Below are 25,984 nucleotides of genomic sequence, written 5' to 3' on the forward strand. Positions count from 1 at the left end.
TGTCGAGGAATAACGTGCACAAGTACGTCGCCAGGTTCCTGTCCTAGTCGGTGGAGGCTAAGCCCGGCTCCCCCACCGAGTTGCCGTGTACTCCCGGATCGCCCCGGCCATACGCATGTCTGCAGTCGGATGCCGATCGAGGTAAAGGACTGGCATTTCCCGCAGCAAATAGGGGAGGTACGCTCTTGCGCTTGCGATGTTTCAGGCACGCAGTGTGCGGCCGTCAGCAGTATGTTGTCCCTCGCGGAACAGGAATCAGGATCCAGCGAAGTACTCCTTGTTGTTTTCATCTATACGGAGATCAGGCCTGTGGCGAAGAGAGGGGTGGAGATCATCCTGCGACTCTTGTCTGACCCATCCACCACAAGAGTCCGGACGAAAGAAAAACCGAGCGCGTCCGCAGCTGACTCGGAGGCCTTGGCGTGCCTGGCCCGTAAATGGCTCTCCGCCATGTCGATCGGCCCGGACTTAACGGCCACGCGAATTTCGCTACGCCACCCTACCGCGGTCGTCCCGAGAGTGTTGGCAAGGATCCTGCGACACGAAGGACACGACTCCCATGCGGTTGGGCCAAGCCCACGTCGCTACAAGCCCAGGGCCGCCTTGACGCCGTTATAGATGATCACAGCCGGCCCGGCGAGGACCGCCAGAATCAGGATGAGTTGCAGGGCGAAGTCCATCACGCCGCAAATGGCGATTACCCACCTGTGACGCTCCCGCAGCTTTAGGATCCGTCGTGCAGGATTCTTGATTTCCGGATAAAGGGCTTCGGCGTAAGACTGTAGGAAGAACAAGAAAGGCGTAACGTGACGAATGCCGCGGATTGCCGACGCTCCGGGGACGACGCCGTTTAGGTCCCGGACGTCGTCATTGGCGCCACCTTCGGAATCAGTGTCAACCGGAAACTTCTTGATTCTGTTGTTCAGCTTCTTGGCAAGCTCCGCTTCGGCATCAGGCGGCTCTGAAAGCGGTATCACAGTCGGGCGGTCAGCCAAGTGGCCTCAATCCGAGAGTGTCCAGTCGGTTCTGCATAGCGTCCGTCGACACGCGGAAGCGACGGGCGAGGCCATACAGATCAAGCTCTTCGGCGAGCCACTCCACTTCATCGCTGGGCATCAGCAGCGTGGCGGCGAACGCGTTCGCGAATACCTCGCGAGGGTCTGTTCCCGCCGAAGACATGGTGTCACGGCGGTCCACAAAACCGCCCTCACGAAGCTGATTACCTCTCACGTCCAGCATGTGGCCAACTTCATGGGCGCATGTGAAGCGGCGACGGTGAATGTGGTCCGTTGAGTTTATCGTTATCTGAGGCGGGCCGGACGGCGGGATATAGATGAACCCGGAGAGATCGTTGTCCTCTTGGGAAAGATCCCCCGCGAACACCTCGGCGCCTAGCCGTTCGGCGATGATCGTCGCATCCACAGGCAAGGGTATTTCGCCGTTCGAGTCCGCCCAGTATTTGTTCAGAACGTCGGCCGCCGCCATAGTCGCTCGTTTTTTTATGGCCGCAATGCTCTGTTGCACGTCTGACACTCCCTCCGCCATTCGAAAGTATATACGGGCCCACCTGCGGAGCTACGGACCTGCCTAGCCGTGCGCGTCGGCGGCCGCTGCCTACCGAGACCTTGGCAAGACGGGCGTAGACGCTCAGGGTCGTCTGTGGGTCCTCATGGCCTAGCCGGCCTGCACGACGTGGACGGCCACTCGGGTGTCGAGGAGGTGCGTGGTGGCCCGCACCAGACCCTGAGTAGTGCTGCGATGCCCAGCTTCCTGCGGGTTACCGCCCGGAGCGACGTGAGCCCTTCCCGCGGCATCATTGCTGGTCGAATCTCTTATGGCATGATGACCATCAGGTCCCCAAAGGTTCTCGCTTCTCCCCAATCCAATGAGCTCATCTGCCCGTTCACGAGCCCACCAACGCTTGTTTCGTGAAGGGACTCGTCCCCAGAACTTCATTCGCGACGTAACAAACCTGCTGAGTTCGCGCAGGAGCAGGTAGGCGACTTCCGCAGGGTGGCCATCGCCAAATGGTCCGAAACCCCCTGAGAAGTCGAAATACTCAAGATCGGGGTCAGGACCCCGCCCGGGTTTGCCGGTACGCCCAGCGCTCGCCTGGTTTGGAGGTTGTCGGCATGGTCATTCTTCCCTTCCCGTCGGCAGCACCTGTCGATACGGAGTCTTGCGTTCTGACTCACCCGAGGCACCGGAACCGGGCCGGTTCCGATTCGAACTGGACGCGACTCCCGAGCCGGGGGGGTTGGCCAGCTCTACCTATACGTCTCGGAGGTCGGGATTTCCTCCAGCGTTTCGTACCAAGTCGGCCACCCCGTCTGCCGCGGTCGCATCTACGCGAACTTTGAGCATCACCTCGGCGTACGACGACTTCCCTTCGTCGACCATGTCTGCGAGGGCCTGCAGCAACGCATACAGCGCGTCCCTTGGCTGGTCCTGCAACAGGCTGGTGCGAAGAGAAAATGCGATCTGCTTCTCAGCCCCCGCCTGCGGTTCTGGCTCGTTCTTGGCTCCACCGTTGCCGCTACCGGTTCTGGACCATGCAGTCTTCTCCTCGTCGACAGGGGTGACTACTGAGACTCGATCATTGGTCGGCCCGTCGGGTTCCCCGGCTTCGGGCTTGGACAGACGTACGCCGGACTGACCAACCCCGATTTCCGATGGGCCCGTAACGCTTCGTTCCGCTCCGTCGTTGCCAAGTAACCTCAGCGAACCCGCTGCAACTGCCTCGTAAATGGCGCGCTGCAAATCGGATTCGCCGCCAGGCAGCAGCGGCATGCGTGGCGTTCCCCAGAAGAGGTCTCGAACCTCATCGAGGGGCTTGCCATAGTCGTTTGCGCGAAGGTTATGTAGCAGTGCCTTTGCGCTGAATGTTCCGACGTCGACCACCTTCTGCGCTTCAAACAGCGCCTTCCAAACAGTCGTGCCGTCAAGCGACGACTGGTTCTCGTGCTCGAAAGTTATGGTCTTCTCGATGCGCACTTCACCGTCGAACTCGTCCGCGAGGTCGAGATACATGACGTGCTGGTAGGCCCTGCGGATCGCCGTTTCGAGGTTCCGTTTCGACTCCAGCCTTTCCGACCGGGCTTTGTCGGCGAGTTCGATGTCCGACTCGACGTCCGTCATTTCGCATACGCGCGCCCATGCCAGATATGTCACGGCAGCACCCCTGGCCAGGCTCCGCCGCTGGGTATTCACTATGGCGTACACGGCGGACGAGGCCCACTGTACTGGGAATTTATCGTCACCCAGGCCCATCGCAGCACGTACGGCAGCGCGAGTATCCCTGTCGATGCCGTTGAGGAGGGAGAACTGCCTGGGGTCGAGGACAACGAGGCGCGTCGAGCGGGCATCGTCGATTCCCGCTGTCTCGAGCACTTCCCGAGGTGAGCGCGACAAGTCACCAACAACGAACATGGTGACCTTGAACGGCCCTGACGAGGTGAGGCGTTCTGCCGCGTTTGCGATTTCTGTGTCGCGTTCGTCGTCACTGATGGTTCCACGAGCCGCGCGCACCAGCATATTTAGCGTCTGTCGGGTGGACATGAACAAGCGCGGCTGGTGGCCACCTTTACCGGGAATGACCTCCACCGAGGCCAGTCCCCCGCCGTCAACATCTTTGAGGTCGTTAAGGACGAAGTCTGCGTCCGCGAGCCCAAAGCTTGCCGACGGAACGAACATGGCTGCCTTTAGTTCAGCCTCACTGGCCCCCTGCCGGCCGCCACCGCGCGAGCCGACGACAGAACACAAGAAAACGCAGGTTGCACCGCGTTCAGCAACACGGGGGTTCACGCTCTCAAACGGAGATCCGTGGCGCTCTCTGTCCAGGATGCGCGCTGACCCCGTCTGATCATCGCCGCTGACAATATCGGCCGAAGCCAGGCTGCGGTAGTTGGACTGTGCGCGGGGATCCGCGATGAGACCGGACCCGATGATCGCTTCACGAACACTGTCCTGCGACAGCGGCAAGTCGCCAGGACCGATAAGCAACGGGGCCCATTCTCCACGCTCTGCCCGCTTTGACAGCGTGTAAACAGTGGCTGCAAAAATGCGTATAGTCGACCGGACCTTCTGAAAGCCGGATAGTTTAGACCACTCCTGCTCGGCGAGCGTGATCAACTGCGGGTGGAAAGGATAACAGCGACCGACTTCTTCCTCCCATGCCTTTGTCCAACCGGCCCCGAGGGCGTCGAACACCTTGGTCTGCCACGGCCCTGTCATCGTGTGCGCGAAGACCTTCGCGGTGGCTCCTACGACCTCATTAGGTGCTGGAGATTCGAATAGTCGTCGCCGAAGAATCGCTGCGAAGTCGGTGTTGTCATTGATCGTGGCAGGTTTGCCGTTGCGCACTAGCAACTGGTCAAGTTCTCCGCGTCGCGACTGGCCCTCGAAGTCGAGGTCCATGTTGTCCTTTTCTGAGGCGATCATGACCACGACCATCGCGACGTGGGCAACGTCGTTTACGGAATCAAGTAATGCACGAAGAAACGCGAGATCCTTGACCGCCAAGTCGTGCAGGGCGCTGTCGGACAACTGACGGATATAGTCCATGATCTCATCGACGAGGATGAGGACGGGCCGGTTGACAGCCTTCAGCGCATCGACGATCTTGCTCTTGTCAGCATGGTGATCTTTGTATCGGTCGTATAGGGCCTTGTCGCCGCCGAATAGCCTCCACAGGAAGCGCTCATGCAGCGTTACCGCTGGCCCATCGAGATCGTAAACGCCCTTACCTGCGGTCATGTTGTCGCATGCGAGGACGACGACTTGCGGGCTGTTCATATCGGCTGGGATTCGGTTTCCCGCAATACTGGATGCTTCGGCAAACGCCTGTTTGCCCACGTCTGTAGCGCTGAGATTCTTCGGATCCGCCGCAAGGTGGTAGAGCCCAATCAATCCGTGCGACTTGCCTCCACCCATGGCCTGGTCCAAGCGCCAGAGGGCCGGGGCGGTGGCGTAGTTCGAACCACCCGCGAGACGAACGGCGACGTTAGCAAGCAGCTGAATGAACTGCGGCGACGGGTGTGTGATCTTGCCATAGTAGGCAGCTTCCGCGTAGGGAGGGCGCTCCGCGCCGTCCCCGTAGAGTGCCTGAAAGAGGGACATTTGCACATCGTCAATTTGGCCAGAGGAATGAATAATCTCCGGCCGGATGGTCAGAGTTTCCCACCAGGGCGTCACAGTTTTGCTCACTTAAATGCTCCGTCTACAACGTCATCGAACAGGGTCCATGCTTGCGCTCGTTCATCGGCACGCTTCTTCGTCGTAATGACCTGGCGTGTGGCAGACCCGATGCCCCGCTTGCTCCTAACGAGGCCTGTCCACGCGATTCCGTCTGGGTCCGCCTCAGGCAATCGGGAAGACAGGAAAGACATCGCAGCCCACAGGTAGGGGTCGTCGAGGTTCCGGTCTGATGCCGCTAGCACGTCTACGACAGCGTCCAGCCCATCCGGCCACGCTCTGGCCATCGCCAGCGCAACGTCAATGACGTGGGATGTGTCTGCGACCTGCCCCTTGAATTCGCTACCGAAAGCGAGGCGAACCCCACTGCTCGCCTCCGTCAGCACACCCTTTAAGGCATCGCCGGGGAGGTCCGATGCAAGAGTCTGCCAGCGCGCCTCGGACTTCGGTGCAACAGTCCTGCCGTAGAGACGCACCCAAGAGAGGGCAAACCGGGTGCGAGCGTCGAATGTCTCAATAGGCAAATCATCGATCTGTACTGAAGCGGCCTGCTCAACGGCTCGTCGCGCTACCAGGAGGTACCTGTCGGGCTCGACAGGCTCGCCCAGATTGTCAAGGACAACACTGTATTTGCCGACGACTTCCATCGCCGGTCCAGCTGAGGCCATTAGTTGGTCGGTCGGAGCCAACCCGGCGGCTTCCCAGTCGGGAACGCGAGCACTGACTTCGCGCTTGACCTCCGCCTCGACCACATTGGCCCTGCCGGGCGTACGACCCGCTGGTGCCGGGCGACAGGCCATCGTCAGCGTCGTAACGATGTTGGCAGAACCGACTGCCGCTCCACCCTGCTCTGTCTTGGCGGGCCAGGAGCCCGTCAGTGTGAGTCCCGCACGCGTGATTGCGGACAAGAGTCGATGCCAAACATCAGGGTCGCCATGGCCAAACACGATGGTAACGACGCCGTCGCTGTTGACTACGCGACGGGCTTCGGCGAAGGCCTGACTGATCATGTCGTCGTAAAACTGTTGCGTCCGGTGATCCTGGGATTGGCTGCCACCGCGCTTGACGATGATCTCATCAGACTTGTCTTGCAGCCCGTTGGGGTCGAGGGTGAAACTCAGCGAGGGATCAGCGACTGCCATCGCCCGTTTCGCCCACACATAGAACAAGTCCGACGAATCTGAGTAATCGATCATGTCGTCATAAGGCGGATCGGTGACAACTGCATCCTGCGATGCGTCACGGAACGACAGTTGAGTTGCGGAGCCCCGGCTCACGTAGGCCGGACTGCCGCCCTGACGGTTAAGGAACCCCTTAAGCGCAGAAACGGTTTGGTCCGCCAACGACCACCAGGAACCGGGCCCGTCAGAGAGGGCGCTCTCGAACCAGTCATAAGAGAACGCCACGGATGACTGGTTGACGAAGATGTCGCCGACTCGTGCGCCACCCGTAATTTGAAGGCGCGCTCCCCGCGTCGAGCGACGCATCTTCCGCATCATCGCCGCGGTCGCGTAGCCTGCCAGGGCCTTCGCGTAATCTGGCGTCACGCCCGCGTCGAGAATGTCTTCGGAAACGGAATTGATGGCTCTTGCGATACTGACGAGAGTGAGGTTCTGCCTCGCGATGCAGAGGTCTCCATATACATGATCGCCGTAGTTCGTGGACTGAATCGTCCAAGTGTTTCCTGCAGGGATGGCTTCATCGGGAACAGCCGAGAGTCCATCGAAAGGCTCTGCCTGCGCGAGGGCCTTTTCGGCTGAATCAGCTGCCGTGAGCTCCTCGTCGGTAGGTGCCCGAAATACCTTCGTTCCGAATTCGTCGATGTCCGCTGCGACCAAGAGGGCATCTCGTCGAAGCCCCTCTGCGCTCAGCCGGGTGTGAACGGCTTTTGGGTGGACGTGCTCACAGAATGGGCAGACCGCCACCCGCCCAGAGGCCGAATACTTACTCTTCCCCGCTTGAATCCTCGTAGGAGTTCCCGTGGGTGTGCCTTCGTGGACATCCGCTCTGAAGGTGCCAGCTTGCTTGTCGACCACCAGACGGAAACTCTGTCCCGAATCGCCCTTCTTCGGTCTTGGCTGACGCAGAAGCAGTTGCCCGACGAGCGGGAAGCGCTTGCCGCACTCCTGACAGGGCAGAGTCGAGGCCCAAAGGTAACCCCAAGGCTGCCTGCCGTCGTACTCGGGGTAGAAGGGCTCCATCGCTGCTGTGAAGCGCCGACCCACCTCGTTGAGTACGTCTCGTACATCTTCCAAAAGGCGTGGACCGAACGAAGCCTGTCCAGAAGCAAACGGAATTGGGGGTTCCGCTGACCAATCGCGAAGGGGGAAGTCCGCAAGGAGCGAACCGCCCAAGGTGGCGAATGGCGAGTAGTCGATTCCCGAGGAGCGGGCACCCAGCCGCGCTGCTTCGAGTGGAATCATTGCGCGGCCTGAGAAAGGATCCAGCACGGCGGCCCCATCCGGGTAGGACTTCGCGAGTTCGTCCGCGATCTCTCGAGCAGCGGCCTCGTAGCCCGTGAGCGCCCTCCGAACTAGGTTTCGGAGCCTTTGCTGCTCCTCCGGAAGATCCGGCCACGGGAGCAGGCTTGTCAGCACGGCTGCTTTGGCCTGGACCAGTGGTCGCTTCGCGAACCAGACCCAGAGCGCCGACTCCGTGTTGCCGCTCCCCCACCCGGCGGTGGATGCTTCACTCACTTCAGCGCAGGGGAACCATCGTTCGATCATGCGGGTCATTCGTCGTGCTCCTGGTTGCGTGCGGCCTTGAGTGCAGATCCCGGTACAGCGAAAATTGCCTCTTGTTTGATTAGTCCGTCAAAGGTGGCAACGGGGTCGCGATAAACGCCGTACACGTTTCCTTCCCCGTTCGAGCACTCGTCAATGACGTAGAGCCAGTAGTCGTTGCGTTGTTGAGTGGCGGTGAGAATCTCGTTACCTGTGAGGCGGATGCCCTTGCTGGAGGCGGACGCCCAAACCCCTTTGACCTCTACGCACCGTTGAAGTTGTCCACGAGTCGCGTAGAGGTCATACCCCCGCCCTTCGAGGTGAACATCGGCGACTGCATATCCATCCCGGACGAGTTCGTCATGAACCTTTCGCATGGCGATGTTCTCACTGTCCTTCTCGGTGGGCTCCGGCGTGATGCCCGCCGCCCTAACCTTGATGTGGGACGCGAGCCGGACGTCTTTGATGGTCACGTCCGTCATGCGGCGAAGCCCATCTAAGCGGATATTGACCATGCTGTCCATCTGAGCGCGCAAAGCTAGCCGTTCGCTGCGGTCGGTGATGTCACGGCTGATCTTGCTTGGGAGGTCGAGCAACTCCCGTTCGGCCTGCGCGAGCCACGCGCTCAGTGTTTCGCGGTGGGCATCCTGCTCGGCCGCGGCGAGCTGTTCGGCCCGTGACTGAGCATCAAGGAGGCGTCCGGGGTGGGGCGGGCCCGCCACGCCTGCGCCGGGGACAAGATTCGCGAGCGTTTCCCATGCGACTCGCCGTGCGCCGACGTCGTCGACCCGGATCAATGCCGCCCAGGGGGTGCTGCGGCGTTGGTCGGCGTCGGCCATGGTGCCGTGGAAGGCGAATAGTTCGTAGTCGCCAATAGTGGTGGGGTCGGTGACCAGTCCGCCACGGTAGATGTCGGGCTCAAGTTCGGCGCCAGCGTAGTCGACAAGTTCGTTGAAGGAGGGCTCGCCTGGCCCCAGGGTGAACACATTCGAGAGTAATGCGCCTCCTCTTTGAGCGTCGCTGAGCGCTTTCCCGCTGGTTGCAATGAGGGCGGACGCCTCTTCGCCGAATGCTTTGGGGAGCGGTCCGGCTTCGCCTTGGATCCTGAGGATCCCATCTCCCGCGGCGGTTTTGACAACGGACAGAACTCCGGCGAGGTTCAGCCGATGGAGATACTGCTCGATGATGGCGGGATTTATCCGCTCGAGTGCTTCGGCATTGCGTCGGCGGATTGCCTCGGCGATGTCGACAGTAGTTGCGAGGGCTGCTTCGACGCGGTGGGCTTCCTCGGCGTTGCTCCGCAGTTGGGCTGCAGTAATGGCTTGGACAGCCCGCACAGCTGCAGCACGCTTATCCTCGTCATGGGCGTACGTGTCCGACATAAGTCCTGCCAGGCGATTCTCAGAAAGGCCTGACATCTCCGCAACCAGGGAGAGAGAGTCGAACATCTTGCCGGACAGTTGGTTAGCGGCATTGACGAAGTTGGTGAGAAGGACGTCGAGGACTTCACCTTCGCGGGTTCCCTTGGCGATTAAGTTGTACAGCTGTACGTCCCTCGTCTGTCCCACGCGGTGAATGCGACCCATGCGCTGTTCGAGGCGCACGAGGCTCCACGGTACGTCGTAGTTGACGAGGACGTGCGCCGACTGCAGGTCGATTCCCTCGTTGCCTGCATCGGTAGAGACGATGATCTGGAACCTGCGTGCCATGAAGTCGAGCCTGACCTCATCGCGAGTGGCGTGGTTGTCCCTGCCGGAGTACCGCTCCGCGGTGAAACCTTGCGCTCGGAGCCTCGCCACGATCCAGTCCGCGGAATCTGCATACTCGGTGAAGATAACGGCCTGTTCACGGTTGCCGGGCAGAACGCCGTTGTTTGCGAAGCAGTCGGTGATCAGCGGCTTCCACTTGGACACGTCAAGGTCAGGGCTGTTCAGGAGCGGGTTAAGACGCCCGAGAAGTCCGCTTATGGCCTTTCGCTCAGCCTTGGCGGCCCGGGATCCTTCGGCGATGACGCGGGCTTCGTCCTGCCCTGACGGGTCTTCGTCGTAAGGATCCAGGCGGTGGGCTGCTTCGACCGGCGATTCGCTTCCCATGAGGTCGCGGCGCCGCTTAAGGGTCTCGCCCAGCGAGTGCAGCGAGGAGGCCGCTCGTTTGCCGTAGACCATGCGCGCCAGGGGCACAGCACTTGGTGGGAAGAACTCGTCAACGAGGCGAAGCGCTTCTTCGTAATAGGCATATTCGAGGGCGTTGAGGGGAACGATCTCGTTGTGCGCGGTTCGCCCCTTGAATAGCCGGGTCCGCCCGTCGTAGTCGACGAGATCTTCCTTCATTCTTCTGAGAAAGTGGACGGGGCCGGGCTTGATCGGGCGAAGTTCGGCTTTCGGGTCGTCGCCAGGGTCGGGGTACACGTCGGGATCAACAAGGTGGAGAAGGTGCCGGAACAACCACTCTGACCCGCGGTGAGGGGTGGCGGTCATGAGCAATGCCCGAGGGGTGTTCTTCGCGAGAAGTCGCCCGACCTGGTGGAACGTCTCAGCCGTGGGCGTCAGCCTGTGCGCCTCATCGAAGACCACCACGTCCCATCCTGTCCGATCCGGCCGAATGGCTTCCTGAACAGCGGGGTTCATGGCAGCCAGCTCGAGAGAGACCACCCACATGTCGTGTGGGTCCGACAACCCGTGCTGCTGGATAGTTTCGTTGGTGATGCGCCTCAACTCGCCGCCGAAGAACCGTTCGAAGTCGCTCTGCCATTTGGTCACGAGTCCGGCGGGGCAGACGACGAGTGCACGGTTTACGAATCCAAGTTTCTGCATCTCCCGGAGATACAAACCGGCCATGATCGTTTTTCCAGTACCGGGTTCGTCGGCCAGCAGGAAGCGCAGCCGAGGCTGTGGGAGCATAGCCCCGTAAACAGCGTTGGCCTGATGCGCGTAGGGCCGTAGGGGCGTGGACGCGAGCACTGTGGTGTCCGCGTTCGCTCCGGCCGACGCCATCCACTGGCTCCACATGCCGGCCAGGACTCGCGCGGAATTAGCGCCGCCATCGCTGTCGAGTGTTCGAATGTCCTTGAACTCGGCCTCGGTCAGTTCAACGGGTGTGTACACACCGCGGCCGGCCTCCACGAAGATGGTGCGACCGAACGGTGTGTCGAGTGAAGCGTACACGGAGACCCATTCCGGTAGATTCTTCCCCGGGATGTGGATTCGCTGCCCCTTCTCAAACGTCATAACTAGCACCTTACGGTGGTGGCGGGACAGGTCGCGTGACTTGAGGTCCCTGAGTGAGTCGTGGCACGGAGACCTTATGGGAGCGTCTTCTCCGTACCCCTCGAATAGAGCTTTCGCCGGCACTCTTCGACTGCCCGACGGCTCGAGCGCCCAGACCCGTCCGTTTCCTGGACAGCCTCCAGGCGGCTCCTGACGGCTGCCTGAAGTAGCGCCGCATAGGACATCGTGCGTCTTGGAGCGCCTGCAGGGAACGAACTTGGACGGTCCCGCAATCTCCGGAATTAAGTGGTGAAGGTTGTCGATGACGGACCGACAAATTTGCTCCGCCAATGGATCCAGGTCCACCTTGTCGGCCTTGTCCAGAGCCTTCAGATACTTGCTTCTCTGCTTCTTGAAGGTGATGGCCGGCGGCCACCCGAGCCGGATCAAAATGAGGTTAAGTACGAGCCGTCCGGTGCGTCCGTTCCCATCAATAAAAGGGTGTACTGCTTTTGAGCTCATCGTGCTGCCATTCGCTTGGCGATAACCCCTGCTGGTAGACCCATTTGGCGGCGTCGCCGTACCCCTGAATCTCCATGTAGTCCTTGAGTTCCTTCGCCCCTACCGCCCGGCCGCTGTCGAGTAGAGTCTTCACCCACTTGAGAACAAGTGTGTTGCCCTCGGGAGCAGTAGATTCACATCGAGCGATGCGCCCCACGCACTCATCCAGCATCCGCCTACGCTTCCACGCTAATCTTCACCAGGCAGACCGAAGACTAGGAGGAATAAGCGGGAAGAATACGCAGCCTCTAGTGTGGTGCCATGAGCGTAGGGGGCACTTTTGCGGGGGGACAGTCCCGCCATCCAGAGTGGGACCTGATGTTCCGCAAGGGACTCACTGCAGCGCGCATAGCTGAACTATGCCGCGCAGAGCGTGAAACTGTGGCCCGGCACATACGCGTGCAGCGCGCGAAGTTCCCAGACATGCAGGCGGACCATGAAGCGAACCGACCTACGGCCAGGTCGAAGCCGCTTCGCACTTCTTGGCTGCTAAACATCAACGAACTGTTGGAGGTCTTGGAGGCCGAAGGCCGCTACCCAAGTTCTAGCGATCAAGATCCACAAAGGCGCCGACTTGGATATTGGCTATCTGTGCAGAGACGGGCCCACCGCGACGGGAGACTGACACAGGCCAAGCTTTCCGCCTTGGACGTGTTACCAGCGTGGAACGAGAACCAAAGGGCTGGTCTTGCTCAGGAGCGGTGGCGGGAACGGCTCGGGGAGCTCCAGGCGTTTACACACGAGCATCGCAGGTGGCCGAGATTCCGGAATCCCACGTCTGAAGCAGAACGGGTTCTGGGCGTCTGGCTCCATGCCCAGCGTCAAAAGGCGTCTCGAGCTTCGATGTCGGATGCTGAAATGCGGTTGCTGGAGGGCTGTGCTCCCGGCTGGTACACCTGGACGCCTAAGTCATCCCGATGACGCACCGGCCGGCGGCGGATTGAACTCGTCGCGGTGCGCGCCGGGAGTGGTTTCTGGCCTCCGCCACCGGCATACCAAGGGGATACCTGAGGTCCGGCCCGAGAACTTGGAGGATTCCGAATGATCCACGCTAAATCGTCAGCTCCGCCCCACAACGAAAAAACGCCGCAGTTCCCGTGGAAACACCGGGGTTCTAGCTGGTGGCTCCGACCGGCGTCGATCCGGGACCTTGCGAGTAAGAGTACGGCTCTTTCGGGGTTTTTGCGGGCTATCAGCATCTTCGATCGCCGCAGGTCAGGCCTGTTTCTTGCTGTCATCTGCTTTCGTCCGTTGTCAGCGAATTTGCGGAATAGATGCGGGGTTCGGCGGCAGTCCCCGATGGGCTCATCGTCCAAGGCTCGGCTGCGTACCGGAGGCTTGAAATACGATCCTCGCGGGTAACGTGACAAATGCTCCGCTATGACAGGGCGCGTTACACGCTGGCTAAAGCAGCCGGATACGACGTGGCTAGGGCGCTGGCCTGCCGAGGAAGGACTTCTGCGAAATCCTCGACCTCGCCGCGTAAGCGTTAGATATCGAGGTCAACCAACTTGACGCCATCCCAACTCCAGTTTGAAGCACCGTGAAAGTTGCTGGTCTTGCTAATCTTCGCTCCACTCCGTTCCTTCAGCACCTTCGTTAGCGGCCCGAGAGCCCACTCCTCGCCTTCAAACATGACCTTGGAATCGCTGATCACCTGTGCAGCCATAGCCGGATTTGAAATGAACTCGATTGTCTCTCCAATCAGGGGGTTCAATTTCGCTCGTTGATCGAATGAAGTAGAACTGTTATCGCTCTGATTCCAGTTGCTCGCGCGCTTAAAGCTGGCTGGGATGTTTAGGATTTTCTGGGTGATCAATTCGATCAAGTAGTCTTGTCGTCTCCTGATCGACTCGGCGTCCCAAATTTCTCGGTCTAGGACACAATTCTGAGTGACTTGCAGACCCGATTGCCCAGAGTAAGTCTCCTTCTTGTCGCAAAAAGACTTGTTACCGAGCTCCTGGTTATGGCGAATCAGCGTAATATTCCCAATGTTGTTCACAAACTCCTGATGCACTGACTCAGAATCTTCCCCCAGCATCTGACGCCAATCCACGTTCAATTTCTGAGGCATGATGTGCTCAAGCTGTAGCCGGGAATCATCCCAAACGGGCCGAGACTTCGTAAGGTGCTCCTCGGCCATAGAGAGAAGGAGTCTAGGGTAGTTCCGTGAGCGCCCCAGGTTGTAGAAGTTCAGCGCGCGGAGTCTCGATGTCATTTCATCATCGTTGGGTAGTCGCAGCGCATACTCTTGAGAGGAAAGCTGGCGGAACAAACTTCCCATTTTGTCTTCAGAGCTAGAAAGCTCACTCAGACGCTTGCCCAAAACTGGATAGAATTTGTTCTCAGCCTGAGTGATGCCAAGAACGCGTCGTCGCAACAAATATGTTCTGATGCCGGTCAATACCTCGATAACATCTCCCTCTGACAGAATTCGCGCTTCCCAAGCGGCTAGCACTTCTGCCAAGTAGGAGTAGGCAGGCGCAACCCCAATTACGTTGAGGTCAAAAATCACCTGGTCAAGTGCCCGGAGCTCTGTCTGTTTAAGTCCACAAACGATCGAGTACGGATGGGAGAATCTGACAAAGCTCTCAAATAGTTCTTCTGCGCTTCGCCCGCGAGCGATCTCCTTAAAGGCACCGTACAGCTCCTTATAATTGCTCTCGCGGGCAACCTTGAAGCTCCTATGCTGGTCTGCTTGCATCCAGTCGCGGATAAATTCAGAGAGCTTGCCGGGTAGTCGTTTCTCTAAAGTGAGCCAGAAGCCGTTGTAAAGCTCAGATTGCTGCCGCGTATTCTTCCCCATCAATAGGTAGTTGCGAACCAGGTCAGCAAGTGAGAGTGGCTTACCTAGCGAGTTCATTGACTCGAATATTTCCTGAGGGTTCTCCCAGGGGTTCCGATCTGGTTCGAGTTGTATCGAGATGATGCTGAACTTCATCAAGCCCTTTTCAAGAAGGTTCTTCTTATCTTCATCGACAAAAGGATCAAGCGATTTAAGGAAGAATAGGTAATTCTGATATACAGACGAATTCTTCAAGTTCTCGGGCACGTCATGTCCGAGAACTAAGAGTTTATAGGCTTCCCAGTCGGTTTCTACCTGCTTGAGTTTGATCTTGTACTCGACGCTTTCGTCAGCTCGATCATTCTCGAGATAACGCCTCTGAATTTCCTTCTTGTAGTTGCGGTCATCGATGCTGTCCCGTAAAGCTATCAGCAAGAGCATCGTCGTTGTTATACGCTGCTGTCCATCAGTAAGAACATACTTAGCTGGAACCCCAAAACCTACTTCCTCTACAACGTAGACAATGCTGCCAAAGAAGTGTTCTGTCTTCACGTTAGACAGGTTCGCTTGGGTCACCTGGCTAACATCGGAGAGTAAGACCTTGCAGTTGTCTGTCGACCACTCGTAATTCCTTTGATACGGCGGAATGAAAAACGTAACATCATTGTTTGAGAGAGAATCGAGCAAATATGTGGGGCTTGCTTTCATGCGAAGTTCCTAGCTGGTCGCGACCGGCTTCTAGGGATTCTTTTTTTGGGTAACCCTTTTCGAAGCGCTGGTACTTTTGTGATCCATAAAGCATCGGACTTAGCGTAGCCGTAGGCATGGGCGAGTGCGCCCTTGGACACACGCAACGAGGCGAACTACCGCAAGAGGTGGCGGTACTTACTTCCGCCCGTTTCCCAGCTACTGAGTCGCGGTTCTGCAATCGATGAGGTTAGGCAGGGCAGCGACGTCGATTGTGCTGGGGTTCCCCGGATCCGGGAGTTGAGGCTGGCGCAAAATCTCAGCCAAGAGGCATTAGGTCTGGAATCAGGGCTCAGCCGAAATATGATCATTGGCATTGAGTGGGGGAAGAAGAGCGTGGCTTACGAGCGCTTGTGGGATGTGGCCGATGCGCTTGGTGTCCCCGCCGCTGATCTCCTTTCGGAATCTGCTGCACTACCGCAGCGAATTCCGTACCGGGGCGGACGGCGGGCGATGGGGGCCCAGTGCTAAGGCAATCCAGTGAGGCCATTCCGCGCCAACCGCCTAAACTGAACAGCACAGCGCTAGCCCGGACCGTAGATCCGGGGAGGGGGACGGTAGTGAGCAACTTGGGCCTTTACGAATGGATTACCACGCAGGCGAAGATCGAGGGTGGCGTGGAAAACTTGATCAAGACCATTGAATCGGGTGCTGCGAAGAAGGCTTTGAAGGAGGCCGGCCCGGTACTGGTCGGAGTAGGTGTTTTGGCCGGAGTCGTCGGGACAAAGGTCCTTGATGCCGCGAAGAATGCCAGGGCCAAGTACAAGCAAAGTCAAGCCGCCGCGGCCGAGGCAAAGGAACAGCTGAAGGCTGTCGTTGAAGAGTCGGTGAACTCCGATGAGGCTCCGGCTGACGGTCCGGACGATATCGGCGACAAGAACTAGAGCGGCAGCCATCAGTTAGGGCTGATGCCCGGCTTCACCCGCTGTAAGGCTCTTGGCAGCGAACTCGCCCCACGCCATCCCTCTGACTGTCTGCTCGGATGCAGCAATGACGTAGTTTCTCAAAGTCGTTGACTCCAATGCGCCACAGGTTGTGGTTATCTTGTTTCTCTGCGGGCCGTAAGTATCGTGCGTTATGGCTCTGGTATTCGCCGTAACTCACATGCTTCTCGAGTGTGTGAGGGTGCGGGCTCTGACAGTGAGAAAAGCTGCCACGTCCGGGCTGGTTACAAGCTCCGTGCGTAGTTCGGCGGCTGAGCAGGCTTTGAAGCGCGGAACTTGACTCCGGCGACCCAGAACAGGACGAACCCTGCAAGATTGAACGGGATCCAGAATTCCCGGGTGGCGTAGACCGGAACGAGGGGGTTGAACAGGAGGGCGATGGCGATGAAGACCACTACCCAAGGCGTCCTCTTCTGTGCGCCTGCGACGACGGACATCCAGATGGCCATCGCGGTCACGGCCCAGCGCGCAAACACATACAACTCGTATGGGCCTCCCAGGAACGCCAGAAGCAGGAACACCGCCCCCATGACGGACGGCGCTGTGGCCGGATGGACCGTGACGAGCGGCACGTTGTCCAGCTGCGCCTCAGTGAATCCCGGAGCGGCCGAGTGCCGCTCCTTCGAGTGCACGTACGGGTTGAATTCAACAAGGGGCGTCGGCATGGGGACCTCAGTCGTGGGCGCGGATGTTGCCGGGAGCGCTTGGGACCAGGGCGGCGGGGTCTGGTGGTTCTCGATGCAGCGGATGAACTCTTCCGGCTCGTAGTCTGCGGGTCCGGCCGGCGGCCGTACAGGGCGAACCGCGTGGATCCCTTGGGAGATCGCCTCCACGACAACGGCGCCCTCGTCCCGATTCAGGTCTCCCACAAGCTGCGGCACCGACGCGCGCCCTGTCCGCAGGCTGCCAAAACGCCATACGGCATTGTCACCTTCAATTCTGATCCAGCCTACGAAGTCCGAATATGACAAAACGAGAAAGGGAACCCTGACGCCGTTAACGACGATGATCTGGGTGATATTGTCCAGGAAATCGCCGTGCACCAACTTGAATCGAGTTGATACTACGAACGAATTGAACTGAATAAACCAATCCATGTGAAGCCCCCCAATTTGTGCGGCCCCGGTTCGCTGCGGCGAGGCCAAACATCGCCCTAGCTGTCCTTGCCGGACGTGCGGCCATTTTGCACACCGATCGAGAAGACTTCCCCGCATACTACTAGGCCAGATAAGCCTCCCTAAATCGAACCAACGATCCTCACGAACCGCACAGAAACCATTCATGGACCGTCAGGCACTACGCCCCGGAAATCCGGGCAAGAACTGTCTCAACCCGAGATGTTGGCCAAGATAACCACGGCCCGCTACTTGGAACCCTCCGAGCTCTCCCGATCCTAGGAACGGACTCCGCACCTGGCAGGGAGAAAGTGAACATAAGCACGAGCTTCATGTTGGCTCCAAAAGAAACCCGATCCGTCCGTCTCGACGCGCGGAATTTCCCTGAGAACCTGGCAAACCCGAGGGTGCACATCTTCGTCACGTTTACCGATGTGGACGGGTTCATATGGACGCGCCATCCGAATGGCGCGCTCACTCCATTTCCTTGGGACAACCTGCAAATGCCCACGCCGCTCGACGAGGGACGCACCGTTCCCGAATAGCTATTGCCGCCCCCGGCCACGGACGCTTAGGGGCGTCCGTGGCACCCGCCTGGATCTCTGTCCCGGGCCGGCGGAATTGAGAGACAGGTCAGCAGGGGAATGCTGATCCTCGCACTACGCGGCGCTACGACAGGGTACGGCACGCATTGGCCGGAGCTGAGGAGTCGACGTGGCCAGGGCGCTGCCGTAGCCAGGGCGGCCCTGCGAGGCCGCGTATGGTCTTGGGGGTCGTTCGGTCCAGAAGTCTGGCGCTGCTATCGCGACTAGGGCCACGCATTTCGTCGCCAAGATCCGGATGGATTGCCTATAAGCTCGGATGTGATTACGGCGCCACTCAAGGAAGACACACACATATGACCTCGCAACGGCTCACAGACGACGACTACGCAGTGCTGAAAGCTGAAGTCCTACGGATGGACCCTGACGGCGACGTCGTGAGCCTGGATCTAGTGGCCAATACCCTTCAGTACGCGTCCGACATCAAGTGCCATGAATCGATCACCGCCTTGGCAGGTGAAGAAATTGTCCGCGCCTATGTTGTTACCTGGCTTGTCACCGTAGGCGGCTATCCCACGTCGCGCTTGGAGCTTGAGAAGCGCTATAGCTACGGCCGCAATGGGCAAGGGGAACTCGACATCAGGATCGCGCAGTTGGAGGGCGATACCGCCTACGCGCTGATCGAAATCAAGCAGCCCCACGAGTACAGAGGCGAAACAGACCCGGTAATTAACGGGCAACTCTTCGCATATGCGGGAACCGAAGCTGATACGCAAGTTGTGAGCCTAATGACCGTTGGCATCAATGCCGAGCGCGCTCCTTTCGTTCGGTCGGTCACCATCGACTTCGTGGCCCACAGCCACTTCGACGCATGGGTAGCCGCCAAACGTCCGCATCGAGAAGACTTCCCGACCAACTACGACCGAGCTGTTGTTGAACCCTATGCGAAGGGCAGTGACAACGACCTTTCTAAGGGCCTCAGCGCTTCAATACTCGATAACCGTCGAAAAGTGCTTCACAACCGCTTATGGGGCGGGGGAAACGATGACAACCTCATATATGGCTGGCTGGTGAAGTTCTTTCTTTCGAAGATTCACGATGAGCAATCCACCGAAGACGGCGAAGAATACAAAGTTCAGGTTCTTCACGTGAACTCTCGGAAGGAACCTGCACGTACTACTGTCGAACGGCTAGACGTAGTCTGGCAGGAGGCCTATCGGAAGTTCCTCAACCCTGAGACGACGAACCAAGCGTCGCCTTCGGTTCGCCATCCGAACCAATCTGCAGGGACTCTGGGCGGTGGGTTGTTCTCCGATGCGGACATCGCGTGGGTCGTCGAAACAATGCAGAGCATCTCCCTCACCTCGGCTGGGAAGGCCAGTGGCGACTTGCTGGGCGGATTCTTCGAAGCCATCACCCGGGAGGGTTTTAAGCAATCAAAGGGATTGTTCTTCACTCACTTCAACATCGCCGCGTTCATGGTTGAAGCGATGAACTTGCGGCAGATGGCTGAGGAATACCTCCGAGACACAAGTAAGGCTACTGGCAACAGGCTGCCTTACATTATGGACCCAAGCGCAGGCTCCGGGACGTTCCTTCTAGCGGCCATGCATGCGGTCACATCCCATCTTGGTGAGAAACGCGCATCTTTGGGATCGAATGACGATCGTCGAAAAGAGCTGAACCGCTGGCTGCCAACTGAGAACCCAAACCAGTGGGCATCCACGTTCCTCTATGGAATCGAGAAGCGGGAAGACTTGGCCGTTTCTACTAAGGTCAACATGGTCCTTCACCAGGACGGCAGTACTCACGTTTACAACGATGACGCGATTTCTCCTTTGGCGGACATCGCGAAACGCCACGGTGAGCCGAAGCTGAACAGTAGTGCGCTGGCGAGCGATGCCTACTACAGCAAACATGTCAGCGAAACCATGGATGCGATCATCACGAACCCGCCTTTCAGCGTGAGTCTGGATGGCGAGGTGCTGAACACGCTCGCAGCCACTTTCGAATTGGCAGGGGAAAGCAATTCCGAGAACCTCTTCGTGGAACGCTGGTATCAGCTTCTCAAGCCAGGAGGACGACTGGCAGCTGTCATGCCAGAGAGCACGTTCTCAACTGCCGAAAATGCTCGTGTGCGAAGGTTCATAATGGCTCACTTCAACATTCGTGCAATTGTCGCCTTGCCGCCGCACGCCTTCCAGCCCTGGACGCCTACTCGCACTAGCATCTTGCTGGCTCAGAAAAAGTCTCCGGAAGAAGAGACCGCTTGGGCCGCCGTGTACAAGCCTGCCGCGGCCAGCATGAATGCCGCGAGCCGAGAGGCCGCAAAGAAGCTGGCACGGGTGAAGAAGCCCCTCCGTAACGATGGAGAGTCGAAAACACTGGAAGTTGCCCATGAACTTGTCGACCTCATGGCAACTCTCGGTGTGATCGCTCCAGCCTTGGCTTCCGCGGGAGACGCGGAACCCTGGACCAAGGAAGTAGCTACACAACTTGCTTCCGTTGACCCGGAACACATTGCTTTCGCTAAGGCGGTCGAAGTAACGATGCCGGGCGCTGGCTATGTCGGCCTGGCCGTTTCGGACATAGGTTACAAGAGGACAAAGCGAGGCGAATCAAATCGCCGCAATGATCTCTTCGTCGGCAAGGACACCCAGGGTGAAGCGCTGCGAAACCTTAACGACTACCCAGTCGGATGGACCTTAGAGGTCACAGATGATGGGACCGACGCGCTGTCCGTGCTCAGGAAGGCAAACCTGTGGTCCTAGATCCCATAACCGTCAAATTGAGCATGGTTACGGGTTCGTTGGCCAATCGCCTCGACTACCGATACCACTTGATGGCCAAGCAAACGACCCCAATACTAGGCGCCTTAGTCGACCCTGTCCGTCTCGAGACTTTGGTACGGCAGATGTCGAATGGGTCAAATCTTCCCGCTACTTACTACTGCGACGATGTCGAGGACGCAGAAGCTCTTTATGTTTCCGTGGCATCTTTGTCGCAATTCCTACTCGACGAGGAACGCAGCCAGGCCATCAGAATTCCTGGAAAAAAATCCGGGGCCGGTAGCAAGCAGCTGGCAAGTCTAGCTGCGGCAGCCAACGAAGTGCTTATCACACGCTCAGGTACACCTGGCATTGCTTATCCTTGCTCCGCCTCGGAAGACGGCAGTCTTCCCGTCGTGCCGAGCGGTTTTCTAGTGCGACTGAGTCTTCAAGAGGGCGTTGACGCCCATTACATGGCGGCCATTCTCAATCATCCGATTTGGCGGATTACCACCACGGCGCTCTCGGCTGGCAAACGACAGGACAACATCAGCCAGCCGAGCCTAGCGTCGGTACCTATGCCGAGGTTGGGCGACGATGCACGGGCGGCCATTGCGGACGGCTATCGTCTTGCGATGGACAGGCTCGATGCGCTGGCCTTGGAGCGCACGGTGTTCGCGGAAAAATGCGATGAGATTCTGGCTAAGTTGATTGGCCTGCCGAGGCCTGACATATCGTCTCCGCCCCTCGCCCAAACGACGGTCTCGCTTCAATCGGTTGCAGCGAGAAGGGACGTGAGGATTGATCACCGGCTTCACAATCCAGCTCTGGCAAAGAATATGAGCACGCTCGCTCTTCACTCGCCCGGGCGCCTTGTTTCCGTCATGACCGAGGCACCAATTCGTCGCGGTCAACCTGCTCTTCCAAAAGATGTAGAGGTCGATGCTGAAACTCCCGTGGTCATTGCCACATCAACCATTCAAGATGGGCAGGTCGTTGAATCGCTCATGAAGGCGACGACCACCGAGACGGTTGATTCAAGTCCCCTGCGTGTCGGTGACCTCTTGATAGCCATGGACGGCGACGGTTCCCTCGGCAAGGCGTCCGTTTTCGATCTGCCAGACACTCCTGCAACTACTGATTCCCACGTTGCCGTTCTCCGCCTAACGGAATCAGAAACCCTCCCATATGCTGTTGCATGCTTCCTAAATAGCAATTGGGGCAGGATGCAGACCAACGGGCTCATGACCGGTGCCACAGGTCAGACGCAGCTGTCGTCTGGAGATCTTGAATCGGTCAAACTGCCGGAGCGGCTCGTCGTCGACGCCAAAGCAGTAGCCGAAGAATACAAGGAAACGGTTCTTGCCTATGAGCCGAAGGTCGTCAAGGCTCGTCGAATCATCTGTGAAAACGCGGCAAGTGTCAGCCGCATTTTGATCGACGCGGGCGCCCTGCGGGTTCCGAAGGAGACCGAAGACTGGCTTTGTGATGCGAGTGCTCTCTTTGATTTCCTCGCGATTGTTTATCCATCCGTGCGGAACAAATGAACCACTCCTCACTGCGCCGGACGGCCATGGCCCGACAACGTCTAAGCAGGTCGGACTGCGGGAGTAGACCGCCCACAGGTGTCGCCGATGTGTATCAGGCGTGAGTCATGAATCTTCAAACCGGCGTCCCAGCTCGCTGAAAAGCTTGGATCTGTACGTCGCCGGGCCTAACCCGGGTTTCATCCCCGTCTCTCGGCTCGGGGCTGTGACGTCAACCCAGAAAGTGAATCAGTTGAGCGTCGCGGTGCACTTCGCTAACGGCTTCAAAAAGCTCCTTCAGCCACTCCCGGGGAGAGGGTAGCCCGGCCTGAAGGGCGATCAGCGGGGCCAAACTCTGAAAGGTGAGTGCTGCTCCTATGCAGGCAGTATCTATCGACAGTGCAGTCATTTCGTGACTCAGAGCGGGGTTCCCAGTCTTTGGGTCGAGCCTGGCAACCGAATGTAGTAGGCCCAGGGGCGTCGCATGGGCTGCTTGAGTAAGCAGCTTGTACGCGAGGTCACCCCAGTTCGGCTCTGCGACGCCGAGAGCCAACGCGCTTAGATGTATTTTCGGTGATGGAGGCCGGCTGCGTATTTCATTGGTGGGTGTTCGCCTTGTATCCACGGCGAAGTCACTTCGCCCCAACGGATAAAGGAGGTCCTCCACTGCCCAGGTAGATGAAGTCCGGGTCAGCAGCTTTTGCTCTAGCGCCTTTTTTCGATCTGTAGCATCGTCCATAACTGCAACATATCGGGCAAGGAGTTCTTCATCAGAAGGATCTGCAGACCGCCAAGACAGCTCCGACCCTTGTTCCAAGAGCATGCGCGCTCCAGTAGGCGCCATAAGTGGAGAGCAGTCGCCATAGGTGCTCCGGAGGGTCAGCATCAGGAGGCCCCGCGCTGTGAGGTACGGCAAGGCTGTCGTCAGATTAGTTTCACTGCCGGAACCGCCAAAAGGGTTGGGGGCTTCGTTGGCTAGATGCCACACTCGCTCAGCCTTGTCACGCAGCCCTTCGAGAAGGACTTCGAAAAGGAAGGGGGGCTCTTTCTCAAGCCATGAAGCTGTCGACGAAGCAGATCGCGACGGACTCATGTCTTGCACCAACTTTTCGCGGCCCAATCTGGGCAGAACGTCAAGATCGTGTACGGCTGTGGCTGTGGCAACGAGGTCGAGGACCACTGGCTCATAATTGAAACCCCGGAGCGATGCAAGGGACAGGCCGGATGACTGTGCGAGGACCGCAGCAAAAATTCGCGACGGACGAACGCCAAGTTCCGTTGGTTGAGGCGCAACCGTCAGCCAAGTCGCCGCGTAGTTTACGTGGGAGCACATGCTGAGGACATCTGTTACTGGTGCCGGTAGCGCGGTGATCCGCTCGACTGTTGAGGGTGCCTTACTGGAAAGGGCTGACTGGAGGTTGGGCAAAGCAGGCCCTGCGGCGGCATCCGCGTAGCGCGTATCTGCTAGCGGATTGTTCCAGCGGGCAACGTTTGGAACACAAAGCCCGCTTTCAATGATGGACTGGGCGATGTTCTCACGCTCAAGTGCAAGTGTTGCAGTCCGGGGCTCTTCGGTCTCCGCACGGGACGCGTACCAATGCTCAGCGGCAGCACTCTCCACGAGGGAACGGCCCAGAGCGCCGGCGAGCAGAGCGGATTCTCCTTGGCGCAGGAGGCTATAAACGTCATCGCCTCTAAAGACTCCGGCAAGCTGCCCGAGATTTGATAGAAGCGTTTCCAGATTGTCTTTTTCATCTTCGAGTGGGAGATTAGCGTCTGCCCTGGTTACTACGTGGTCCAGTGCCACTACGTAACCCGGGGGCGCTTGGACATTGCAGTCAAGTGGAAGGGCATCGCTCACAGACAGAATCCTAGTAGGCGCCCGCTGGGATTCGCCTCCCGCGGCCATTCGGACGGGGTGAGCCGTCAGCGCTCCGGCGCCGCCGACGCGTGGGCCTAAATTGGTTCGCCCACGGGCAGGAAACAGCTCCCGGTTTCGTTGGCGTGCCGCTTCTTGGCCCGCAAGAGATCGTCGAGACGGAAACGGCCGTCCAGGACAGCGAACAAGTCCACTCCGTCGACGGTTATGAAGGGAGTCGAGCGCGAGTAAGTGTCCTTGAATCCAGCGGAGAAGCCGTTGGTGCTGACGAACAGGCCCAACCCGTTCTTCCTAGCGCGTGACACCTTCGTGGCGAAGATGTCAGCGGTAGCTCTCTCGACGGGAGCGGCTGTCCACTTAGCCTCAACGATGTAATCGTCGCTGTCGAAGCTGATAGCGCCATCGATGTGGTCGGAGTTCACGGTGTAGTCCATGCGAGGCTCAAAATCGTATGAGTCAAACAACCGGATGAGAAGCTTTTCGAACATGATGCCCCGTTTTGGGGGTTCGCCTCATTGTGGAGGTCCAGGAACTCTTGCTTCAGTGTGGCTAGATCCTGAGCTGCCCGCTCGTGAGCACGGGCAGAGGTTCGCCGCGCTTCAGCGTCGGCTTGCATCCTCTTGGCCTCTGCACTGTCCACAGCCAAGGGCGCGACGATCCTTGCGAGCCTGGCGACTGCATCCTTGGCTGCTGCGAGAAGGTCCGGGCGATCCTTGGCTGCACGGACATCTGGGAATCCTGAATGGCACCGATCTCCAGCATCAGGGACAGCGTAAGGTCCCGGTACCTAAGCTCCTTCAGTGCGAGGCGGTCAACCAGTTCGTGGGCGACAGAGCGCTTCGTCTCGTCAAATGGCAGGCCAACCAGAAGTTCCGGAGCGTCACGGAGACAAAGCTGTACGTAGCGTTGGAACGTCTTCCTATGCCAATAAATTTTGGCCAGCGCGTCAGCCAGAGCGTCGTAGGCTTCTGCTGGCAGCGGCTTCACAAACCCTTTGATGGCTTCAATGGTGCGATCTTGCTGAAGATCGCCCGGTGACGAAAAAGTGACGAACACGCCGGGAAAGCATCGAAATTGCAGGGAACGCTCAGGAATGTTCATTTGTCAAGGACTAGTAAGAGAACCCCCGGAAATCCTTGATTTCCGGGGGTGCTTCCCGAGCTTCCTGCCAGAATCGAACTGGCGACCTTCTCATTACGAGAGAGAAGGTTTTTTGGACAGCGGCACATCCGAAGCCGATGGGGGCGTTGACCCGAAGATCGTTACAGACTTCGGCCGCTACCTGCTGAGGAGCGCCAGAGCCCCGAAATCCCCTAACTCCGGGACTGACTGTGTGCTTAACGGACTAGCGTCTTCACTCGCAAGCCCGGGTCACCCGTCCGAATCTTCAGCTAGTCCTTCGCCAGAATCTCCTTCGTAGTCTGCATCGGGCTCCCAGTCATCTAAGTCTAAAAGCGATAACTGTGGGAGTCTCTTGGGCGAGTTAGCGGCATATGATGGCGTTCGTTTTCCGGTGGATTCAAGACTCGGGGGCCTGCTGTTAGCAGCGTCGGCCACTGTAGGTGGAGTAGACGGTTCCTCCCCCAGCAGCACTCGACGAGCGTGGTCTCGAAACCTAGGGTCGAGACCACAAACGCTTGTAACGAAACCGCATACATCTGCCGCAAGCTTTGCGGCGATTGGATCAAAGACTCCCGGTTTGAGTGCTCGAGGGATTGGCACTACGTTCGCCGCCGTAGCGAAAGCGGTAGCCACTTCGATATACGAAGGGAGGTTTGGAGATGCTGCGGACGCTTTAGAAGTCGGGTAATCAATTCGAGCATAGGCCGAAAGTAGGCGGGCAAGTGGTCCATCTCAGGCGTGCCTGCCGGACGTGCATGGTTTAGGAGTGCAGCTGTCAGGGACTGCCCCCGGTTTTGTTGACTCCTTGACCTAGCGAGCGGGTGCTCGTGGAAGGATGTTGACCATGCCTACGGCTTATGGGGCGGAGTTCCG

Annotated in this window: 15 protein-coding genes; 5 read left to right on the forward strand and 10 right to left on the reverse strand. The window is 58.6% G+C overall.

The genetic code is table 11. From position 1 onward, the window contains the following. Positions 1–584: 584 nt before the first annotated feature. The 5 genes from BLS42_RS19695 to BLS42_RS19715 all read right to left on the reverse strand — a co-directional run bounded on the left by BLS42_RS19695 (position 585) and on the right by BLS42_RS19715 (position 11,644). Positions 585–995, reverse strand: coding sequence for a hypothetical protein (locus BLS42_RS19695; RefSeq protein WP_090584034.1), 411 nt, complete (start codon positions 993–995; stop codon positions 585–587). After that, positions 988–1,524, reverse strand: coding sequence for an ImmA/IrrE family metallo-endopeptidase (locus BLS42_RS19700; protein WP_176803584.1), 537 nt, complete (start codon positions 1,522–1,524; stop codon positions 988–990). Before BLS42_RS19700 ends, BLS42_RS19695 begins: the two co-directional genes overlap by 8 nt. A 747-nt stretch (positions 1,525–2,271) precedes the next feature. Next, entirely contained in the window at positions 2,272–5,205 is a 2,934-nt protein-coding gene (locus BLS42_RS19705) for a DUF499 domain-containing protein (protein ID WP_218122143.1), read from the reverse strand. Further along, a complete protein-coding gene (locus tag BLS42_RS19710; protein WP_090584036.1) occupies positions 5,202–7,928 on the reverse strand; it encodes a DUF1156 domain-containing protein in 2,727 nt (908 codons plus the stop codon). The genes BLS42_RS19705 and BLS42_RS19710 overlap by 4 nt, the downstream gene beginning before the upstream one ends. Further along, positions 7,925–11,644: a helicase-related protein gene (locus BLS42_RS19715; RefSeq protein WP_090584037.1), complete on the reverse strand. Its 3,720-nt coding sequence runs from the start codon at positions 11,642–11,644 to the stop codon at positions 7,925–7,927. The genes BLS42_RS19710 and BLS42_RS19715 overlap by 4 nt, the downstream gene beginning before the upstream one ends. Positions 11,645–12,106: 462 nt before the next feature. On the opposite strand from BLS42_RS19715, the gene BLS42_RS20880 reads away from it, so the two are divergent. Beyond that, positions 12,107–12,604 (forward strand): helicase associated domain-containing protein, encoded by a 498-nt coding sequence (locus BLS42_RS20880; RefSeq protein WP_371129623.1) that lies wholly within the window; start codon positions 12,107–12,109, stop codon positions 12,602–12,604. 568 nt (positions 12,605–13,172) lie between these two features. Here the strand turns inward: BLS42_RS20880 and BLS42_RS19725 are convergent. After that, entirely contained in the window at positions 13,173–15,176 is a 2,004-nt protein-coding gene (locus BLS42_RS19725) for a DUF262 domain-containing protein (RefSeq protein WP_090584039.1), read from the reverse strand. Positions 15,177–15,455: 279 nt separating this feature from the next. Between BLS42_RS19725 and BLS42_RS20885 the strand changes: the two genes are divergently transcribed. Together BLS42_RS20885 and BLS42_RS19735 are read left to right on the forward strand one after the other, a co-directional pair. Continuing rightward, the gene (locus BLS42_RS20885; protein WP_371129624.1) at positions 15,456–15,686 is read left to right on the forward strand and encodes a helix-turn-helix domain-containing protein; all 231 of its coding nucleotides are present in this window, start codon (positions 15,456–15,458) and stop codon (positions 15,684–15,686) included. A gap of 89 nt (positions 15,687–15,775) precedes the next feature. Further along, on the forward strand, positions 15,776–16,099 hold the full coding sequence (locus BLS42_RS19735; protein ID WP_090584040.1) for a hypothetical protein: 324 nt from the start codon (positions 15,776–15,778) through the stop codon (positions 16,097–16,099). Positions 16,100–16,383: 284 nt separating this feature from the next. On the opposite strand, the gene BLS42_RS19740 is transcribed toward BLS42_RS19735, so the two are convergent. Then, positions 16,384–17,040 carry a DUF6804 family protein gene (locus BLS42_RS19740; RefSeq protein ID WP_218122145.1) on the reverse strand — a complete coding sequence of 219 codons (657 nt, stop codon included), beginning with the start codon at positions 17,038–17,040 and terminating at the stop codon, positions 16,384–16,386. Between the two features lie 1,132 nt (positions 17,041–18,172). Between BLS42_RS19740 and BLS42_RS19745 the strand changes: the two genes are divergently transcribed. Both BLS42_RS19745 and BLS42_RS19750 read left to right on the forward strand, forming a co-directional pair. Beyond that, a complete protein-coding gene (locus BLS42_RS19745; protein ID WP_176803590.1) occupies positions 18,173–20,587 on the forward strand; it encodes a type I restriction-modification system subunit M in 2,415 nt (804 codons plus the stop codon). A 17-nt stretch (positions 20,588–20,604) separates the two neighbouring features. Continuing rightward, positions 20,605–22,131, forward strand: a complete 1,527-nt coding sequence (locus BLS42_RS19750) for a restriction endonuclease subunit S domain-containing protein (protein WP_218122146.1) — start codon at positions 20,605–20,607, stop codon at positions 22,129–22,131. Positions 22,132–22,342: 211 nt separating this feature from the next. Here BLS42_RS19750 and BLS42_RS20075 read toward each other — a convergent pair whose 3' ends face one another. The 3 genes from BLS42_RS20075 to BLS42_RS19760 form a co-directional block, all read right to left on the reverse strand. Beyond that, complete coding sequence (locus BLS42_RS20075) at positions 22,343–23,971, reverse strand: hypothetical protein (RefSeq protein WP_143019249.1); 1,629 nt, start codon at positions 23,969–23,971, stop codon at positions 22,343–22,345. Positions 23,972–24,066: 95 nt separating this feature from the next. Then, positions 24,067–24,477: a restriction endonuclease gene (locus tag BLS42_RS19755; protein WP_090584044.1), complete on the reverse strand. Its 411-nt coding sequence runs from the start codon at positions 24,475–24,477 to the stop codon at positions 24,067–24,069. A 61-nt stretch (positions 24,478–24,538) separates the two neighbouring features. After that, positions 24,539–25,090, reverse strand: a complete 552-nt coding sequence (locus BLS42_RS19760; RefSeq protein ID WP_090584045.1) for a hypothetical protein — start codon at positions 25,088–25,090, stop codon at positions 24,539–24,541. Between the last annotated feature and the right edge of the window lie 894 nt (positions 25,091–25,984).

Origin of the sequence: Arthrobacter sp. ov407 (assembly GCF_900102895.1) — a bacterium.
Lineage (GTDB): Bacteria > Actinomycetota > Actinomycetes > Actinomycetales > Micrococcaceae > Arthrobacter.

What these genes read in the sequence shown, in the direction of transcription:
- BLS42_RS19710 (WP_090584036.1), bottom strand. Translation starts at nt 7,928, where the DNA reads ATGACCCGCATGATCGAACGATGGTTCCCCTGCGCTGAAGTGAGTGAA.
- BLS42_RS19715 (WP_090584037.1), bottom strand. Translation starts at nt 11,644, where the DNA reads ATGAGCTCAAAAGCAGTACACCCTTTTATTGATGGGAACGGACGCACC.
- BLS42_RS20880 (WP_371129623.1), top strand. Translation starts at nt 12,107, where the DNA reads ATGCAGGCGGACCATGAAGCGAACCGACCTACGGCCAGGTCGAAGCCG.
- BLS42_RS19725 (WP_090584039.1), bottom strand. Translation starts at nt 15,176, where the DNA reads ATGAAAGCAAGCCCCACATATTTGCTCGATTCTCTCTCAAACAATGAT.
- BLS42_RS19745 (WP_176803590.1), top strand. Translation starts at nt 18,173, where the DNA reads ATGACCTCGCAACGGCTCACAGACGACGACTACGCAGTGCTGAAAGCT.
- BLS42_RS19755 (WP_090584044.1), bottom strand. Translation starts at nt 24,477, where the DNA reads ATGTTCGAAAAGCTTCTCATCCGGTTGTTTGACTCATACGATTTTGAG.
- BLS42_RS19760 (WP_090584045.1), bottom strand. Translation starts at nt 25,090, where the DNA reads ATGAACATTCCTGAGCGTTCCCTGCAATTTCGATGCTTTCCCGGCGTG.